Source organism: Parvularcula bermudensis HTCC2503 (assembly GCF_000152825.2).
GTDB classification, from domain to species: Bacteria; Pseudomonadota; Alphaproteobacteria; order Caulobacterales; family Parvularculaceae; genus Parvularcula; species Parvularcula bermudensis.
This window is the reverse complement of the sequence record NC_014414.1, coordinates 572,738-589,517: the sequence shown is the minus strand read 5'-3', so window position 1 is coordinate 589,517 and position 16,780 is coordinate 572,738. Positions and strand designations below refer to the sequence as shown.

Here is a 16,780-nt window from a genome sequence, read left to right as displayed (position 1 = left end):
GTCGCGCGTGCTCCCTTGCGTTTCGGCAAAATGTTGCGATCTTGCCCGCTGGCACCGCAAGGGCTGCCGAGGGTAAGCTGGTACTGGTCCCGACCCGGGGATCTGTGAGGGTTGCATGCTGTCGTTCCTAACAGGCATCGCCGGACGGATTTTTGCGCTTCTCGGCGCCCTTTTCCTTCTCTGGTTCGCCCTGTCGGGATATTTCGACAAAGCGACCCTTGTGATGCTGGGGGCGTTCAGCGTTCTGATTACGGTCTGGCTCTGCTTACGCTCCGGCGTGATGGACGGCGAAGGGGTGCCGACCCGGGTGTTTCCCGGCATCGTCAGCTATATGCTATGGCTGACCCTGGAAATCGGTAAGGCCAACCTGGCCGTTGCGCGTGAGGTGGTGCGCCCCAAAATGCGCCTCTCACCGCGGATGATCCGGGTGAAAGCGCATCAGACCAGCGACCTTGGCAAGACGATATTCGGCAATTCCATTACGCTCACCCCCGGGACAGTGACGGTCGATCTGACCTCAACCGGTGAGGTCTTGGTCCATGCGCTCAGTGACGATTTCGCTGAGGATTTGGGCGCGATCGAGGATATGGGCGCGCGTGTCTGCGCCTTCGATGGGCCTGAGGGGCGCGAATGGGCCGCGCAACGGGCGCTAGCGGAGGAGCGGAGCTGAAATGTTTGTCGCCATTGCCGCCGCCATTGCCGTTGCCCTTTGCCTCGTGATGATCCGCGCGATTGCCGGGCCGACCCTGTACGACCGGGTGCTGGCGGTGAATAGTGTCGGTACCAAGACGGTTTTGTTGTTGGGGGTCATCGGTTTTTTGACTAATCGTCCGGCCTTTCTCGATATCGCTCTTCTTTATGCCCTCCTGAACTTCGTCACGACGATCGCCGTTCTGAAATTTTTCAGCTACCAGAATTTGACGCCGGCGATGTCGGGGGGGCGCGGTATGGCCCGCTTTCCCATGGACGAAAGCGCCGAGGAGAAGGCCGAGCCATGATCGAGATCGTGCTCGACATCCTTTCCTGGGTCCTGTTGCTGGCCGGCGGCGCCCTGGTCATCATCGGCTCATTGGGGATTTTGCGCTTCCCCGATTTCTACACACGGCTTCACGCCGCCGGGATTACCGACACGTTCGGCGCGGATCTGGTCCTCCTGGCCATGGCGCTTCAGGCGCCGGATTTAATTACCGCCATTAAACTCTTCATGATTTTTGTCTTCCTGGTGCTGACAAGTCCGGTGTCCACCCACGCCGCCGCCCATGCCGCCTTCGTTGGCGGACAGCGCGCCTTGCTTGGGCCGAAATTGATACCGGCCCAGAGCCATCATGCCATGGAAGCCATTGATGAAGAGAGGGAGGCATGATGCCGACGCCGATCGAAAGCGGTTTTGATACGCCGCTCTCCCCCACTGTCGCTCTCGACGTCTTTTTGCTCTCCTTATTGGTGGTGTGCGCCTTTGCCATGGTGGTGCAAAGGCGGCTGTTCGCCGTGGCGATGCTGTCTGGCATTTACTCGCTTTTGTCGGCTGTCTTTTTCGTGCTGATGGACGCCGTCGACGTGGCCTTTACCGAGGCGGCGGTCGGGGCGGGGGTCTCCACTGTGCTCGTCCTTTCGGGCATGATGCTGGCATCGCGGCGTGAGAAGAAAGTGTCGAGGACAAGAGCGTTCCTCCCCCTCCTTATTGTGGGGGTGGTCGGGGTGGGGCTCGTCTATTCGACCATTGATATGCCGCATTTCGGCGACCCCAATAGTCCGGCCAACGCCCATGTCGGGCGGCTTTATCTCGAAAACAGTCCACAGGATATCGACGTGCCGAACATCGTCACGGCGATTCTTGCGAGTTATCGGGGGTTCGATACCTTTGGCGAGGTGGTGGTCGTCTTTACGGCGGGGCTTGCCTGCTTGATGCTATTGGGCCCAGGGTCGATGCGCGGGGGGCGGAATGTCTCGGACCAGCGGCCCCAGCATCTGGCAGCGCCCGAGGGCGAGCCGTTGCAGATGGTCGTTGAAGAGACCGGCGTGAAGGAGGAACGGTAGATGGGCCACCTAATCCTCCGCATCACCATTAAATTATTGTTCGCGCCGATAATCCTTTTTGCCTTTTATGTCCAATTCCACGGCGACTATGGGCCGGGCGGCGGTTTCCAGGCGGGGGTCGTCCTCGCTGTGGCGTTCATTCTCCACGCTTTGGGCTTCGGCCTTGTGGCAACCAAGAAGGTCGTGCCGCCTGCGCTCTTGCCCTGGGCGATGGCGATGGGGGTTCTTCTTTACGGCGGAACGGGTGTTCTCACCTTGCTCCTCGGCGGAAACTATCTCGACTACGACGTTTTGCAGCCTGACAGCCATCACCATGCCGGACAGCATATGGGGATCTTCTTCGTCGAGCTTGGCGTGGGGCTGGCCGTGGCCGCCACCATGCTGCAAATTTTTTACGCGTTCTCAGGGCGGGAGCCCGAGCCGCGGGACGAAGAGTGGTAGGGCATGGTTGAGTTTATCCTTGCGCGTTATAATTATTGGATCGTCATTATATTGATGATGACGGGCCTTTATATCGTCTTCGCCCGGGGAAATTTGGTGAAGACGGTCATTGGCTTGAATGTGTTCCAGACCTCGGTTTTCATCTTTTACATTACGATAGGAAAGGTGTTCGGCGGGACAGCGCCTATTTTGGTCTCCTCAAAGGAGAAGTCGAACGGGCATGGCGCCCCCTATGATGAGCCCCATCACGCCCCCATGGGTGAGGGACAGCACGGAGACAGTGACCATGGCGGCGTCCCGGCCTTGAGCCAGGACGAGGCCGCGGCCTATGCGAGTGGTGCGCGGGTCAACAGTCTGGGGGCGGCGGATCAGCCAGAGGGCGCAGGCTCGGCCGTCCTGGGGGACAGCCTCCACGATGCGCCCGATCTGCCGAGTAACGCCTTATCGGCGGAGCTTAGACCTGGTCGCTTGTCTCCGCCATCGGGGGGGGAGGAGATTGTCCTGTCCGTTGGGGAGCACCCGGGGGAGGCGACCCTTGCCCATGGTGCCGACAGCGCCGCCACCGTTCCCGCCACCGTTCCCGCCCTTGATCCTTCGCCGATCCCCGCGGAAAGTCTTGATGCGGTCTATTCCAATCCTCTGCCGCATGTGCTGATCCTGACCGCGATCGTCGTTGGGGTGGCAACGACAGCGGTGGGGCTCGCCTTGGCGGTGAGGATCCGTGAGGCCTACGGCACGATCGAAGAGGACGAGTTGGAGCGTATGGATAACGAAGCGGCGACGGGGTCGCCCTTCGGCGAAGGGGGAACGGCGTGACCTTGGCCGACCATCTTGCCGTCCTTCCCGTGCTCCTGCCGCTTCTGGCGGCGCCGATTTGCGTGCTGTTGCCCCGGGGCAATCTCCCCTGGGCCTTCGCCACGTTGATCGCCTGGCTCTCCTTTTGGGCGGCGGCGGCGCTCCTGGTGCAGGTGCGCTCGGTCGATGTCGTCGACTATGCCCTGGGCGGTTGGCCCGCCCCCCTGGGCATCGTCTATCGTATCGATGTCCTCGGGGCTTTGGTCATGGCCCTGATCAGCGGGATTGCGGCGGCGGTTCTTCCCTTCGCGCGGCAGAGCTTGGCGCGGGAGACATCGGCTGTCCAATCCTCTCATATTTATGGGATGATTTTGGTCTCCGTGGCGGGGCTTCTTGGGGTTGTTGCGACGGGGGATGCCTTCAACCTGTTCGTTTTCCTCGAAATCAGCTCGCTCTCTACCTATACGCTGGTGGCGATGGGGGCGCGTCAGGACCGGCGCGCCTTGACCGCGGCCTTCACCTATCTGGTGCTCGGCACCATCGGCGCGACATTCTTCGTCATCGGGATCGGCCTTCTCTATCAGGCGACCGGCACCCTTAATATGATTGACCTTCATGAGCGCTTGAGCGGGCAGGACGATCGGGTCGTCCGTGCCGGGTTCGCTTTTGTCGTGACGGGGCTGGCCCTCAAGCTTGCCATGTTCCCCATGCACCGTTGGTTGCCCGACGCCTATACCTTCGCGCCGTCCGTCGTCACGGCGATCCTGGCCGCGACCTCGACCAAGGCGGCGATTTACGCGCTGATGCGATTCTTGTTCACCGTATTCGGCTTTACTTTCCCGTTTCTCGAAACCGCCCTCTTCCTTCTGATGGCTTTCGGTCTTGCGGGGATGGTGATCGCCTCGTTGATTGCGGTGTTCCGGGACGATGTGAAGCAAATCCTGGCGTTCAGTTCGGTTGCCCAGGTCGGCTACATGCTGCTTGGCATTTCCATTGCCACCAGTGATGGCGTTTCGGCGTCCATTGTGCACGTTTTCAATCATGCCCTGATGAAGGCGGCGCTGTTCATGGCGGTGGGGGCGGTGTTCTATGCCGTGGGGTCGCACAGGATCGCCGCCTATCGGGGCCTCTTCAAGACGATGCCATTCACCGCCTGCTGTTTTATCTCGGCGGGGCTAAGCCTGATCGGCGTGCCGTTCACGGCTGGGTTCGTCTCAAAATATGTCCTGATCGAGGCGGCCTTGGCGGCAACCTTGCCGGTCCCCTCACTTCTGCTGGTGGGATTTGTGGTCGTATCGTCGCTGATCGCCGTCGCCTATGTCGGGCGGGTGGCCTATGCGATCCTGCTCGATCCCCCACCTGAAAATCAGGTGAAGATCAGATCCTCCGTGCCCCTTGGCATGTTGATCCCCATGGGGTTGATGACCTTCGCCAATCTCTATGTCGGGTTTGATGCCGAAGGGTTGATCGCACTGGCTGATCACGCAGCGGACATTCTTACACGGGAGGGGCTTGGCCGATGATCCTTCCCATTACGCCCGAGCACAGCATTCTTTATGCATTGTTCCTGCCCCTGATCTCTTTTTTCGGTATCCTTCTGGCCGATCGCGCGCCGAACCTGCGGGAAACCGTCATTTTGGGCTTCGCGGCGGTTACGTTTCTCTTTGTGCTGAATGTTGCCGGCGCCGTCGGTCAGGGCGCGCGTCCAACGGTGACCCTGTTCGAAATCCTGCCCGGCCTGTCCCTGAGCTTTCAGGCGGAGCCCTTGGGCGCAATGTTCGCGGTGATTGCCTCGGGGCTTTATATCGTCAACTCGCTTTACTCTATCGGCTATATGCGAGGAAACGGGGAGGCGCACCAAACACGCTTTTACGGCTGCTTCGCCATCGCGATCGCCGCGGCTATCGGTATTGCCTTTGCCGGCAATCTCCTGACCTTCTTTACCTTTTACGAGATCCTGACCCTCTCGACCTTTCCCCTTGTGACGCACAAGGAGAACCAGGCGGCCAAGCGCGGCGGGGCCATCTATCTTGGCATTTTGATCGGCACGTCGATCGGCCTGTTATTGCCCGCGATCATCTGGACATGGGTATTGACCGGGACAACCGATTTCGTGCCCGGCGGCGTTTTGGCGGGGAGCCCGGATTTCAGGGGATTGCTGCCGGCTGTGCTGTTGGGGCTTTATCTTTTCGGGATCGGTAAGGCTGCCCTCATGCCCGTCCATCCTTGGCTGCCCAACGCCATGGTGGCCCCGACCCCGGTGTCGGCGTTTCTTCACGCCGTTGCGGTCGTGAAGGCGGGGGTGTTCGGTGTCCTGAAGATTGCTCTTTATGTCTTCGGCATGGATGTCCTGAGAGAGGCTGACCTTACCGATATTTTTATCGTGATTGCGGCGTTTTCGATTCTCGCCGCCTCGGCCATCGCCATGACCCAGGACAATCTCAAGGCACGCCTTGCGTATTCCACGGTCAGCCAGCTCTCCTATGTCACCCTTGGGGCATTGCTCGCGACGCAATACGGGGTTTTGGGCGGCGCCAGCCAGATTGCGGCCCATGCGCTCGGTAAGATGACCCTCTTCATGTGCGCTGGGGCGATCTACACGGCGGCGCATCTGTCTTTGATCTCGGATATGCGGGGCACGGGCCGCGCCATGCCGTTGACTTGGACGATGTATATTGTCGGCGCCTGCTCAATCATTGGCTTGCCGCCGCTGGCCGGGACGTGGCCGAAATTTCTGCTGATGGTCGGTGCGATGGATGCGGGGCACCAATTGGTCTTTGCGGTACTGATCCTCTCTTCATTGATGAATATCGTCTATCTGTTGACCCCGGCGATCAGAGCGTTCACCGACCCGCCGCCCCCAGGGATGAAGCCAGGGGTTCGGGAGGCGCCGATCTTTTGTCTTATCCCTCTGACACTCACTGGGGTGGGGACGATCGTCCTCTTCTTCGCGATGGACGGTCTTCTCGATTATCTTGCCCCCCTTGTTGGAGGAGGTGGACAATGAGCGATCGCCAACCCAGCCTGCCATCCGATGAGCAATCGCTCTTGGACCGCCCCTTCACCCGGCGACTGGTAGGGGGGGGGCTTGTCGGCGGCTTCATTTTGACCCTTGGGGCCGGCGTCATTCTCGGCATGAATGGGCTTATGGTCTATAAGCCGCATTTCGACGGCAAGACCGGCTTTGCCGGGCTTCTTGGCGCCGCGGCGGATCACTTTCCGGCGTTCTACGCCAGTCTGGGGATCCTTGGCTTCCTTCTTCTCGTTGCGGTCGGCCGTGTGCTGGCCCCCCTCCTCTCGGGCGCCTCTGAGCCTTATGGCCCTAAGGCGGATAAAGCGGTGTCGGACGAAGGCGACAGGGGAGGGCGCGCATGACTCCCTTCCCCCTCGATTGGTCTCCGGCGGCGATTGTTATGGCCCTTGGGCTATTGGCCCTTTTCCTCCCCAGAGCGGGACGGAACCTCATCGGCCTTGTCGCCATGGGCGCAGGTCTCCTCCATCTCTTGGCCTATGGCGTGCCGGAGATCGGGGGGCAGAGACTTTACGGCGCATGGTCGATCCTCGACTTTGAGATGACCACGGTCAGGGTGGACCGCCTCAGCTTCGTCTTTGCCCTGATTTTTACGATTGCCGGGTTCCTGAACGTCATTTACGGCTGGCGCCATGCCACGCGTGTGGAGGCCTCAACGGGGCTGATCTATGCGGGGTCAGCGATTGGTGGCGCCCTTGCCGGCGACCTCTTGACCCTCTTCTTCTTTTGGGAAGCGGCGGCGCTATCGTCTGTTTTCATCATCTGGCAGGCGGGCACCAAGGAGGCGACCTTTGCCGGGGTCCGTTACCTGGTCTTGCATGTTTTCTCCGGCCTTCTTCTGCTCACAGGGGTGGTGCTTGTCTGGGGGCAGGGCGGAGATCTCACCTTCGGCGCCTTGTCGCTCTGGGATGAGGCCGGGGCCCTCAATCTCGCCGCGCTGCTGATCCTTGCCAGCTTCGCGATCAAGGCGGCCTTCCCCCTTGTCCATACATGGCTACCGGACACCTATCCCAAGGCATCGGCCGTTGGCGCCGTTATCCTCTCCGCCTTCACGACGAAATTGGCGATCTATGCCCTGGCGCGCAGTTTCGCCGGACTCGACCTCCTGATCGGAATAGGCGTTGCCATGGCGCTTTTCCCGCTCCTCTTTGCCTTACTCGAGGATGATCTGCGGAAGGTTCTGGCCCATGCCCTCAATGTCCAACTTGGCTTTTTGGTTTGCGCGGTGGGAATCGGGACGCCGCTCGCGATCAATGGCGCCGCTGCCCATGCCTTCATCCATATCCTTTACAAGGCGCTTCTCTTTATGAGCATGGGAGCCGTATTACTTCGTACGGGGACGACCCGAGCGAGTGAGCTTGGGGGGCTGCACAAATCGATGCCCTGGACGGCGGGTTTTTGCCTGGTGGCGGCCTTTGCGACGTCGGCGGTGCCGCTCTTCTCGGGCTTTATCACCAAGAGCATGATTACCGGGGCCGCCTCGGAGGCGCATCTTATCTGGGTCTATACCCTTTTGTTGATCGCCAGTGCGGGGGTTGTGGAGAATTCAGGGATCCGCGTGCCTTTCTTTGCCTTTTTCGCCACCGACCGCTTTGCGCCTTCCCGCACCGGTCAGCGGCGCCCTGAGGAGGCGCCCGCGCCGATGATGATCGCCATGGGGATGGCCGCGGGGCTGTCGATTTTGATCGGTGTCCGTCCCGATCTGCTGGAGGCGATACTCCCCTACGAGACTGACTATCACGCCTTCAGCTGGGGACATGTGACCGCTCAATTACAGCTCGTTCTCGGCGCCGTCCTGACCTTTGCGGTTCTCTATCGACTGGGTGTCTATCCGGTGGCGCGTCGCACGCCAGTGGTCGATGTCGATTGGCTCTGGCGAGTTCCGGGGAAGTCGCTCCTCTTGCTGAGTGTCAGCGTGACAGCATCTCTATGGCATGCGGTTTGGGGCGTGATCAGCCAGGGGGTCCAAGCGATGGTATCCCGCCTTTATTATTCCCACGGCCCTGAAGGTCGCATGGCACGAACCTGGCCGGTGGGGTACACTGCCTTGACGACGGCAATAGTCCTCGGTGTCGTGCTCTTCTCGGTTTACTTTGCGCGCTGACGAAATCGAAAGATTAGTTGTCGAAGTCTTTAACCGAATGAAGACAATTCGCCCCAAGAAAAATATTTGCTCTTAAACTTATCCTCGCCTCGGTTGTGTAGACTATATTCATGCAGCCGGAGATTTGTTCGGCTTTTGCAGACACTAGGAGTCGGCCATGACGCAGGGCAGTGCGACAGGCGACGAAGTGAACTGGCACGCCTTTACGGCGCGTCGGCTCGTCGCGGGAGAGTTTGGAGTATCTGAGGATGAGATGATGGGCGCGAGTAGGGCAAAGGCCCCTATCGCCTTTGCGCGGCAGGTGGCGATGTATCTAGCCCATGTTGTCTATCAGCTCACATACAATGAAGTTGCGGAGGCGTTCGGCCGGGAACGGACGACCGTTGCCCATGCCTGTGCGGTGGTCGAGGACAGGCGGGATGATTACGCGTTCGACGCACGCATCACCAAGCTAGAAGAAAGGCTCGACCAGTTGAACCGTCTACGGATCGGTCGCAAGGTCGATCGATGCGGTTGCCTCGCTGTCCTTATCGATCAACGGTCCTGTGGGCGGGTCTGAGATAGGCCGTTCGAGAAGGGCAGGACGGTCGTGTCGAGGCCCAGCCGGGCCTTAAGCCGGTCTGGGGTAACGCCACGCTCACGATAGGCCCGCAGGGTTTCGGCCTGATCTCGTTTCGCCAGCCTTTTGCCCTGAGGTCCTAGGATGAGGGGATGGTGGTAATAGACGGGTGCCGCCGCCTCGAACAGGCGATAGAGAAGCCGATGGAGGCCGGCGATCGGTGCCAGGTCCTCCCCCCGGATCACATGGCTCACGGTCTGGTCGATATCGTCGATGACTGAGGCGAGGTGATAGCTTGTGCCCAGATCTTTCCGGCCCAGGACGACATCGCCGACGGCCGCGAGGTCGACGGGGATATGGTGCATGCCTGCAGGAGTCCACGCCGTCGCGCTGAGATGCGAGAGCTCAGCCCCAAGATAGGCGCGCACCTCATCGCTCCAGAGCCGCCAGGCAAAAGGCTCCTTCGCGTCCAGAAGCGCCCGCTCCTGTCGCGGGGGGAGGGGGCCGGCCCTCAGAACCGGGCCGATGGGCCCGTGGGGAGCCGACGCGGCCTCGGCAAGATCGGCGCGAGAGCGAAAGCAGCGATAGACGAGCCCCCGGTCGAGGAGCCCTGCGAGGGCCTCGTCATAGTGGGCAAGCCTTGAGGATTGGCGCACCACCGGTTGGGGCCAGGTCATCCCCAGCCAGGCCAGGTCCTCGAAAATGGCGCTTTCAAAGACGGGACGACAGCGTGTGTGGTCGATGTCTTCGATTCGCAAAAGACAGGTCCCGCCGAGGGACAATGCCGTCCGATGGGCCAACAGGGCGGAAAAGGCATGGCCCAAGTGGAGATATCCAGTGGGCGAAGGGGCAAAGCGTGTTCTCATCTTCGTGACGGTTTTTTCGCCCTTGGGCTGCGATGTCGAGGCCTCAAGCTGGGCAGGGCTCACCCTAGGGGCGTCACCCGGCTCTGGCATTCTCCTTGCAGCCTCTTTTTCGTGCATCGGCCCTGCGGGAAGGCGGATATGTTCGAGAAAACAGAAATTCGACGGAAACGGACCGAAGTTCCGGTCATTATCACGCTGGCCTCTGGCCGGACGATCGAAGGCGCGTTGTTCGTCGCCGGTGGAGAGCGCATCTCCGATCTCTTGAACGATACGCGCCAATTTGTCCCCATCGAAACCCATGCAGGCGTGGAAGTCGTGGCGAAGGGGCAAATCGCCGCCGTCGTCCCGGCCCATGCGGACGACGCGGAGTCCAGTGGTACGGGAACCCCCAAGACCGACCCCTACACGCTGCTCCGCGTCGATCCCTCCGCAAGTGATGAAGAATTGCGGGCCGCTTGGATGAAACGTCTCAAGGCGTCCCATCCTGATCGCTTGGCGTCTCTCGATCTCGACAAGGAGATTATCGCCGCCGCAAGGGTCGTAAGTGCGCGGATCAATGCCGCCTATGACGAGGTGATGGCCGAACGGAAACTGCGCGCCAGCGCGGCTTAATCGGCGATCGGGCCTTAAGCGGCGGCGCCCCCGACGGTCAAACGATCGATCTTCAGGCTGGGCTGGCCGACCCCCACCGGCACGCCCTGACCCGCCTTGCCGCAGACCCCGACCCCAGGGTCGAGCGAGAAATCGTTCCCAATCATCGATGCCTGGCGCATCACGGTGGGGCCATCCCCGATCAGGGCGACATTCTTGAGTGGCGCGCCAAGGCGGCCGTTCTCGATCTTATAGGCTTCGGTGCAGTTAAAGACGAACTTACCCGATGTGATGTCGACCTGGCCGCCGGAAAAATTCACGGCGAAAATACCGTCCTTGACGCTCTCGATCAGGTCGCCCTGATCATAGGCGCCCCCGAGCATATAGGTGTTGGTCATCCGCGGCATCGGTGCATATTCGAAACTCTCTCGACGACCGTTCCCGGTGGGGGCCACGCCGCTGAGGCGGGCATTCAGGCGATCCTGCATGAAGCCTTTGAGAATACCGTCCTCGATCAGCACGGTTTTTTCGGTGGGCGTGCCTTCATCATCGACGGTCAGAGAGCCCCGCCGCCCCTCAAGGGTGCCATCATCGATGACGGTAACTCCCGGCGCTGCGACCCTTTCGCCCAAAAGACCTGCGAAAGCGGAGGTTTTCTTTCGATTGAAATCGCCCTCAAGCCCGTGGCCCACCGCCTCGTGCAGCAGGACGCCGGTCCACCCCGGGCCAAGGACAACCGGCATTTCCCCGGCAGGGGCGGGGACCGCTTCGAGGTTAACGAGGGCGCGGCGGAGCGCTTCGTCGACCTGGGATTGCCAGAAATCGGGCGCGATCAATCGGCTGTAGCCCTCGCGGCCACCGGCCCCCGTGGAGCCGCTTTCCTGGCGATCCCCCTCGCCGGCCGTGACACTGACGTTCAGGCGGACCAATGGTCGGATATCGCGCACGATATGGCCGCCGGGCCGGACGATTTCGACGACGCGCCACTCGCCGGTCAGGGAAGCCGAGACCTGTCGGACCCGTGGATCCTTTGCTCGGGCATAAGCATCGATTTCGGAGAGGAGCCCAACCTTGCGATCGAAGGCAAGACCGGCCAGCGGGCTCTCGTCGCTGTAAAGGTGCCGATTGGTGCGCACGGGACCGTCCGCAATGCTGCCGCCATGGCCGGATTTGATGGCCGACACCGATTGGGCCGCGCGCTTCAGGCCTTCCTCGGAGAAGTCGGAGCTGTGCGCATACGCGGTGGTCTCATCGAGCACCGCCCGCAGCCCATACCCCTGGGCCGTGTCATAACTGGCTGTCTTTAAGTGCCCATCATCATAAACGAACGCTTCAGATTGGCTGAACTGCAAGAAAAGCTCGCCATCGTCACATCCTGTCAGCGTGTCGTCGAGGAGGCGTTGGGTGCGATCTTGGTGGAGGTCGGTCCGGTCGAAGAATGAGAATGTCATAGGAGGGTAAGATAAGAGGACTTTGCCGGGGATCCTAGGCGCGATCCGCGTCTTTTCCCTCAAAGCCCTCGCCGCCTCGGCCCCTAAGGGCAAGATGAACAGCGGTCATGCTGTCGAGCCGAACCGGCGTGAGAGGAAAAGGGGGCGTGCGGCTAACCGCGCGCTTGAATGGCGGGGGCGGTTTGGTCATAAGCACCCTATTAGAAAAATTCGTCCGTGAGTGATTGGCCCATGAAACTCGCCCTTCCGGCATTCTTATCCTCCCTCGCCCTCGCGCCGATGGCCGTCGCCGCGCAGTCCTTGGGGGAGCCCGGCTTCGAAGATGTCCCGCATAATTCCGTGATCGCGTTGCGAGAGGCGGCGACCCCGGTCGCCGAAGAAATCCACTTCTTTCACGATTTTGTTATTCTGCCGGTGATGGTGGGGATCTCCCTGTTCGTTCTGGCGCTCCTGATCTGGGTGGTGCTTCGCTACAATGCGAAAGCGAACCCGGTCCCTAATACCTTCAGCCACAACACGCTGGTCGAGGTGGTGTGGACAGTCGTGCCCGTCCTCATACTGGTGTTCATCGCGCTGTTCTCCTTCGATCTCCTCTATCTTCAGGATCGCGTGCCGGATGCGCAGGTCTATGAATATGATGAGGGGACCCAGCGGGCCCGCATCCCGAATGCCGAGGTGGCAAGTCGCCGCGTGACCCAAGAGCGGCACTTGGAGGTTGCGTTGGTGGACAAACGCTCTCGCCAAAAACAGCTCCTCTCGCCTGAGCAATACGACGTTCAAGGCTATGGCGAGGAAGAGCTGGTTATCGCGCTCGCCGATCCCGTCCCCAATGGGCAATTGTTGCGGGTGACCGGTGGGCGCAGCCGGGCGGGGCGGAAGCCGTTTTTGGGCCTCTTTGGTGAGGACGAGTCGCAAGTGATTCCGGCGCCGTCAGTGACCATCAAGGCGATCGGGTTCCAGTGGGGGTGGTCCTATGTCTATCCCGATTTCGGTGATTTTGAATTCGACGCTCTGATGGCGCCTAAGGATAGTGTCCCTTCGAACCTCTACCGCCTGGCGACAACCAACGATGTGGTGGTCCCGGCCGGGGAGACCATTCGGATCGCGACGGTTGGGCGTGACGTGATCCATTCCTGGGCGATGCCCGCCTTTGGAATCAAAATCGATGCGATCCCTGGCCGCTATAACGAAACGTGGTTCTACACCGAAAATGAAGGCACCTATTATGGACAATGTTCCGAAATGTGCGGCCTCGACCACGCCTTCATGCCGATTTCGGTACGCGTTGTTTCTCGCCCTGAGTTCGAGGCCTGGGTGAACGAACAGGCCGAACTCAATGGCCTCGACCCGTTTTTCGACTTGCCCAATGAACAACTTGCCGCAGCGCCGGCACCGGCCGCGGCCAATTAAGAGGGTGTGATGACAGAACAGACAGCCGTCCAGTCAGGCGACGCCCATCACGGCGCCGATCATGACCACAAGCCTTCCTTCTTCGTGCGGTGGTTCTTTTCGACGAACCACAAAGATATTGGCATTCTTTATCTGATCTTCGCGATCGGAGCGGGGATTGTCGGCGGCGCCATGTCCGGCCTGATCCGGTGGGAGCTTGCCGAGCCCGGCATTCAAGTGCTGACCCAATTCACCTCGGATGCGAAGACGCTGGCTGAGCAGGAAACCTCGGCCAAGAACTTCTACAACGTCCTGATTACCTATCACGGCCTGATCATGATCTTCTTCCTGGTCATGCCGGCCCTGATTGGGGGGTTCGGGAACTATTTCATTCCCATCATGATCGGCTCTCCCGACATGGCGTTCCCGCGCATGAATAACATCTCCTTCTGGCTCTATTGCGCGTCGGGGGTCCTCCTGACCCTCTCGCTTTTCGCGCCCAGTTATGGTGCCGAGCTTGGCTATGGCGGCGGGTGGGTGCTCTATCCTCCGCTCTCCACGTCAACCTCCGGTCCGGCGATGGATTTGTTGATCGTGTCCCTCCACTTGGCGGGGGTCAGTTCGATCCTTGGCGCCATTAACTTCATCACCACGATCTTCAACATGCGGGCGCCGGGGATGACGCTGCATAAGATGCCGCTCTTCGCCTGGGGGGTCCTCGTCACGGCGTTCTTGCTGGTGCTGTCCCTGCCGGTGCTCGCCGGGGCGATCACTATGCTTCTGACCGATCGCCTGTTCGACACCGCGTTTTTCGATGCGGCACGAGGCGGGGATCCGGTGCTCTATCAGCACCTCTTCTGGTTCTTCGGACACCCAGAGGTGTATATCCTCATCCTCCCTGCTTTCGGGATCATCAGCCACATTGTCTCGACCTTCTCGAAAAAGCCGATTTTCGGGTATCTCGGCATGGCCTATGCGATGGTGTCGATCGGCTTTGTCGGATTTATCGTGTGGGCTCACCATATGTATACGGTGGGCCTGTCGGTGAACATGAAGGCTTACTTCGTGGCCGCCACGATGATTATTGCGGTGCCGACGGGTATCAAGATCTTCAGCTGGATCGCGACCATGTGGGGAGGGTCGATCGAGTTCAAGACGCCTATGATCTGGGCGATTGGGTTCATCTTCCTGTTCACCGTCGGTGGGGTGACGGGGGTTCTCCTCGCAAATGCCGGTATCGATACCTACATGCACGATACGTATTATGTCGTGGCGCACTTCCACTATGTGTTGTCGCTCGGCGCTGTGTTCGGGATCTTTGCGGCCTGGTATTACTGGCACGAGAAGATGTTCGGTGTGCGGTATAACGAACTGTTGGGCAATCTGCACTTTTTCGTGATGTTCGTCGGTGTGAACTTGATCTTCTTCCCGCAACACTTCCTTGGAATGCAGGGGATGCCGCGCCGCTATATCGACTATCCTGAGGGGTTTGCCCTTTGGAATAAGGTCTCATCGATTGGATATGCCATTACCCTGGTTGCCATGTTGATTTGGGTTGTGGTCGAGATCGAAGCGTTCCTCATGCGGAAAAAATCGAGCCGTGTCGCCCGTGACAATCCGTGGGGAGAAGGCGCAACGACGCTCGAATGGACGCTGCCCTCGCCGCCACCTTATCACCAGTTCAATGAGCTGCCGGTGATTAAGTGACGAGTGTGGTCGACCCTCATCCTAGCCAATTGGCCGATCCGCCGCCCCATCGGGGCGGCGGACCCGCTTCGGGGCAGCCGAATTCTCGTCTGTCCGGTCCGCGAGATTATTTGCAACTCCTGAAACCGCGGGTGATGAGCCTGTCGATCTTTACCGCCTTTGCGGGGATGATCGCGGCGCCGGGCGAGGTGACGAATTGGCCCCTCGCTTTGATTTCCCTCCTGGCGATCGCGCTCGGCGCGGGGGCCTCAGGCGCGCTCAACATGTGGTGGGATGCGGATATCGATGCCGTCATGCAACGGACGAAAGACCGCCCTATTCCCCGCGGCGCTGTGCCGCGTGATGAGGCGCTGATCTTCGGTGGGCTGCTATCGCTTTTGGCCGTATGGCTCTTAGCCTTGAGCGGCACCTATCTCGCCGCGGCTCTCTTGGCCGGGACCATCCTTTTCTACGTGCTCGTCTATTCTATGATCCTTAAGCGGCGCACCCCACAGAATATCGTCATCGGCGGGGCTGCCGGTGCGCTGCCGCCGGTTGTTGGCTGGGCCGCGATTACCGGTGATGCGCCCCTGGCCGCTTGGGTATTGTTCTCCATTATCTTTGTCTGGACGCCGCCGCATTTCTGGGCCCTCGCGCTTGTGAAGCAGGACGATTACAGGGCCGCGGCGATCCCGATGATGCCGAATGTCCGGGGCGATGCGCATACTAGACGGTTGATCCTATGGTATTCCGTCCTGCTTGCGCCCTTGGGGGTTTTGCCGGTGGCCTTTGAGATGGCGGGCTGGCTTTACGGCAGTGTGGCGGTCTTGGGAGGAGTTGTCTTTGTTGCGCTGGCGGTAAACATCCAACGGGATGAGCGCGCGAAGCCTGCCTGGCGGCTCTTCGGTTTTTCGATTTTCTACCTCTTTGCCTTATTCCTTGCCCTGATCATCGAAGGAGGGGGGGCTACTAATGTCTGACCATCCGCAACAGGCCCCGGAGATCGAAGCCCGAGAGGGGGTTCCCACGGGGGAGCTGCAGCCGCTGAGTGAAGAGGAGGCCGTAGCGCGGTCGCGACGGAATAAATCGATCGCGTTCGGCGTCGTGGCCTTCATCGTAATCGTTTTCGCTACGACGGTTCTCCGCTTGGCGCAAAATACAGGGGGCGTATGATGATGACTGACCCGAAACGCCGGACCGTGATGATAACGCTGGGGGCGATCGGCGCGATGACCACGCTGGTGGCGGTCTCTCCACAGCTTTACCGGACTTTTTGCCAGGTGACAGGCTGGGGGGGCACCACACAGCGGGCCGATACGGCGGCGGGCGAAGTGCTGGACCGCACCATCACCATTCGGTTCGACGCCACGACGGCCAAAGGCCTGCCATGGCGCTTTACCCCTGCGCAAGGGCCTCAGACGCTGCATGTCGGAGAGACCGGTCTTGCCTATTATGAGGCCGCCAACACAGCGGATTATCCCGTCATTGGGACCGCGAGCTATAATGTTCAGCCTGCAAAGGCTGGCCCCTATTTCATGAAAGTCGCTTGCTTCTGCTTCACCGAGCAGCTCCTTCAGCCCCATGAGACGGTCAAAATGCCGGTGACCTTTTTCGTAGATCCGTCGATAGCGGACGATCCGAGCATGGACGATGTGCGCGAGATCACGCTGAGTTATATCTTTTATCGGAATGAACGGGCCGAAGAGAAAATGACCCAAGCCACAGCACCGTCAGAGACCGCCGCCGTCTATTGAGGGAGAGCCTCGTCTGATCGGCAGTGAGAGAGTTGCTCTCTCCGTATCACCTAGGGGCGATGTCTGATCGACCGAT

General features: G+C 60.2%; 19 protein-coding genes. 17 read left to right on the top strand and 2 right to left on the bottom strand.

What is annotated here, in order from left to right; genetic code table 11:
• The first annotated feature begins 115 nt into the window (after nucleotides 1–115).
• The 11 genes from PB2503_RS02785 (at nucleotide 116) to PB2503_RS02735 (ending at nucleotide 8,967) form a co-directional block, all read left to right on the top strand.
• Nucleotides 116–670, top strand: a complete 555-nt coding sequence (locus tag PB2503_RS02785; protein ID WP_013299699.1) for a Na+/H+ antiporter subunit E — start codon at nucleotides 116–118, stop codon at nucleotides 668–670.
• Nucleotide 671: 1 nt separating this feature from the next.
• On the top strand, nucleotides 672–998 hold the full coding sequence (locus PB2503_RS02780) for an MrpF/PhaF family protein (protein ID WP_013299698.1): 327 nt from the start codon (nucleotides 672–674) through the stop codon (nucleotides 996–998).
• On the top strand, nucleotides 995–1,363 hold the full coding sequence (gene mnhG, locus PB2503_RS02775; protein ID WP_013299697.1) for a monovalent cation/H(+) antiporter subunit G: 369 nt from the start codon (nucleotides 995–997) through the stop codon (nucleotides 1,361–1,363). Before PB2503_RS02780 ends, mnhG begins: the two co-directional genes overlap by 4 nt.
• A complete protein-coding gene (locus PB2503_RS02770; protein ID WP_013299696.1) occupies nucleotides 1,360–2,037 on the top strand; it encodes a DUF4040 domain-containing protein in 678 nt (225 codons plus the stop codon). Before mnhG ends, PB2503_RS02770 begins: the two co-directional genes overlap by 4 nt.
• Nucleotides 2,038–2,478: a Na(+)/H(+) antiporter subunit B gene (locus tag PB2503_RS02765; RefSeq protein WP_013299695.1), complete on the top strand. Its 441-nt coding sequence runs from the start codon at nucleotides 2,038–2,040 to the stop codon at nucleotides 2,476–2,478.
• Between the two features lie 3 nt (nucleotides 2,479–2,481).
• Entirely contained in the window at nucleotides 2,482–3,294 is an 813-nt protein-coding gene (locus PB2503_RS14245) for a sodium:proton antiporter (protein WP_013299694.1), read from the top strand.
• Nucleotides 3,291–4,796 (top strand): monovalent cation/H+ antiporter subunit D family protein, encoded by a 1,506-nt coding sequence (locus PB2503_RS02755; RefSeq protein WP_013299693.1) that lies wholly within the window; start codon nucleotides 3,291–3,293, stop codon nucleotides 4,794–4,796. The genes PB2503_RS14245 and PB2503_RS02755 overlap by 4 nt, the downstream gene beginning before the upstream one ends.
• Complete coding sequence (locus PB2503_RS02750) at nucleotides 4,793–6,280, top strand: proton-conducting transporter transmembrane domain-containing protein (protein WP_013299692.1); 1,488 nt, start codon at nucleotides 4,793–4,795, stop codon at nucleotides 6,278–6,280. The genes PB2503_RS02755 and PB2503_RS02750 overlap by 4 nt, the downstream gene beginning before the upstream one ends.
• Nucleotides 6,277–6,648: a hypothetical protein gene (locus PB2503_RS02745; RefSeq protein WP_013299691.1), complete on the top strand. Its 372-nt coding sequence runs from the start codon at nucleotides 6,277–6,279 to the stop codon at nucleotides 6,646–6,648. Before PB2503_RS02750 ends, PB2503_RS02745 begins: the two co-directional genes overlap by 4 nt.
• Nucleotides 6,645–8,408: a Na(+)/H(+) antiporter subunit D gene (locus PB2503_RS02740; protein WP_013299690.1), complete on the top strand. Its 1,764-nt coding sequence runs from the start codon at nucleotides 6,645–6,647 to the stop codon at nucleotides 8,406–8,408. Before PB2503_RS02745 ends, PB2503_RS02740 begins: the two co-directional genes overlap by 4 nt.
• A 157-nt stretch (nucleotides 8,409–8,565) precedes the next feature.
• Nucleotides 8,566–8,967 carry a helix-turn-helix domain-containing protein gene (locus PB2503_RS02735; protein ID WP_013299689.1) on the top strand — a complete coding sequence of 134 codons (402 nt, stop codon included), beginning with the start codon at nucleotides 8,566–8,568 and terminating at the stop codon, nucleotides 8,965–8,967.
• Here the strand turns inward: PB2503_RS02735 and gluQRS are convergent.
• Nucleotides 8,943–9,923: a tRNA glutamyl-Q(34) synthetase GluQRS gene (gene gluQRS / locus PB2503_RS02730; RefSeq protein ID WP_202944401.1), complete on the bottom strand. Its 981-nt coding sequence runs from the start codon at nucleotides 9,921–9,923 to the stop codon at nucleotides 8,943–8,945. The two genes, PB2503_RS02735 and gluQRS, sit on opposite strands and share 25 nt — an antisense overlap.
• 48 nt (nucleotides 9,924–9,971) lie before the next feature.
• Between gluQRS and PB2503_RS02725 the strand changes: the two genes are divergently transcribed.
• Entirely contained in the window at nucleotides 9,972–10,445 is a 474-nt protein-coding gene (locus PB2503_RS02725; RefSeq protein ID WP_013299687.1) for a J domain-containing protein, read from the top strand.
• 14 nt (nucleotides 10,446–10,459) lie between these two features.
• Here the strand turns inward: PB2503_RS02725 and tldD are convergent, their stop codons facing one another.
• A complete protein-coding gene (gene tldD, locus PB2503_RS02720) occupies nucleotides 10,460–11,875 on the bottom strand; it encodes a metalloprotease TldD (protein WP_013299686.1) in 1,416 nt (471 codons plus the stop codon).
• Between the two features lie 231 nt (nucleotides 11,876–12,106).
• Between tldD and PB2503_RS13720 the strand changes: the two genes are divergently transcribed.
• From PB2503_RS13720 to PB2503_RS02690, 5 genes are all read left to right on the top strand, one after another.
• Complete coding sequence (locus PB2503_RS13720) at nucleotides 12,107–13,285, top strand: cytochrome c oxidase subunit II (protein WP_013299685.1); 1,179 nt, start codon at nucleotides 12,107–12,109, stop codon at nucleotides 13,283–13,285.
• A gap of 9 nt (nucleotides 13,286–13,294) precedes the next feature.
• Nucleotides 13,295–14,971, top strand: a complete 1,677-nt coding sequence (gene ctaD / locus PB2503_RS02705) for a cytochrome c oxidase subunit I (protein ID WP_013299684.1) — start codon at nucleotides 13,295–13,297, stop codon at nucleotides 14,969–14,971.
• A gap of 89 nt (nucleotides 14,972–15,060) precedes the next feature.
• On the top strand, nucleotides 15,061–15,930 hold the full coding sequence (locus PB2503_RS02700) for a heme o synthase (protein ID WP_049782025.1): 870 nt from the start codon (nucleotides 15,061–15,063) through the stop codon (nucleotides 15,928–15,930).
• A complete protein-coding gene (locus tag PB2503_RS02695) occupies nucleotides 15,923–16,123 on the top strand; it encodes a hypothetical protein (RefSeq protein WP_013299682.1) in 201 nt (66 codons plus the stop codon). The genes PB2503_RS02700 and PB2503_RS02695 overlap by 8 nt, the downstream gene beginning before the upstream one ends.
• Nucleotides 16,120–16,704, top strand: coding sequence for a cytochrome c oxidase assembly protein (locus tag PB2503_RS02690; RefSeq protein ID WP_013299681.1), 585 nt, complete (start codon nucleotides 16,120–16,122; stop codon nucleotides 16,702–16,704). Before PB2503_RS02695 ends, PB2503_RS02690 begins: the two co-directional genes overlap by 4 nt.
• Nucleotides 16,705–16,780: the final 76 nt, after the last annotated feature.

Coding starts and splice junctions, on each gene's coding strand:
- PB2503_RS02785 (WP_013299699.1), top strand. CDS start 116: ATGCTGTCGTTCCTAACAGGCATCGCCGGACGGATTTTTGCGCTTCTC.
- PB2503_RS02780 (WP_013299698.1), top strand. CDS start 672: ATGTTTGTCGCCATTGCCGCCGCCATTGCCGTTGCCCTTTGCCTCGTG.
- mnhG (WP_013299697.1), top strand. CDS start 995: ATGATCGAGATCGTGCTCGACATCCTTTCCTGGGTCCTGTTGCTGGCC.
- PB2503_RS02770 (WP_013299696.1), top strand. CDS start 1,360: ATGATGCCGACGCCGATCGAAAGCGGTTTTGATACGCCGCTCTCCCCC.
- PB2503_RS02765 (WP_013299695.1), top strand. CDS start 2,038: ATGGGCCACCTAATCCTCCGCATCACCATTAAATTATTGTTCGCGCCG.
- PB2503_RS14245 (WP_013299694.1), top strand. CDS start 2,482: ATGGTTGAGTTTATCCTTGCGCGTTATAATTATTGGATCGTCATTATA.
- PB2503_RS02750 (WP_013299692.1), top strand. CDS start 4,793: ATGATCCTTCCCATTACGCCCGAGCACAGCATTCTTTATGCATTGTTC.
- PB2503_RS02745 (WP_013299691.1), top strand. CDS start 6,277: ATGAGCGATCGCCAACCCAGCCTGCCATCCGATGAGCAATCGCTCTTG.
- PB2503_RS02740 (WP_013299690.1), top strand. CDS start 6,645: ATGACTCCCTTCCCCCTCGATTGGTCTCCGGCGGCGATTGTTATGGCC.
- PB2503_RS02735 (WP_013299689.1), top strand. CDS start 8,566: ATGACGCAGGGCAGTGCGACAGGCGACGAAGTGAACTGGCACGCCTTT.
- gluQRS (WP_202944401.1), bottom strand. CDS start 9,923: ATGCCAGAGCCGGGTGACGCCCCTAGGGTGAGCCCTGCCCAGCTTGAG.
- PB2503_RS02725 (WP_013299687.1), top strand. CDS start 9,972: ATGTTCGAGAAAACAGAAATTCGACGGAAACGGACCGAAGTTCCGGTC.
- tldD (WP_013299686.1), bottom strand. CDS start 11,875: ATGACATTCTCATTCTTCGACCGGACCGACCTCCACCAAGATCGCACC.
- PB2503_RS13720 (WP_013299685.1), top strand. CDS start 12,107: ATGAAACTCGCCCTTCCGGCATTCTTATCCTCCCTCGCCCTCGCGCCG.
- ctaD (WP_013299684.1), top strand. CDS start 13,295: ATGACAGAACAGACAGCCGTCCAGTCAGGCGACGCCCATCACGGCGCC.
- PB2503_RS02695 (WP_013299682.1), top strand. CDS start 15,923: ATGTCTGACCATCCGCAACAGGCCCCGGAGATCGAAGCCCGAGAGGGG.
- PB2503_RS02690 (WP_013299681.1), top strand. CDS start 16,120: ATGATGATGACTGACCCGAAACGCCGGACCGTGATGATAACGCTGGGG.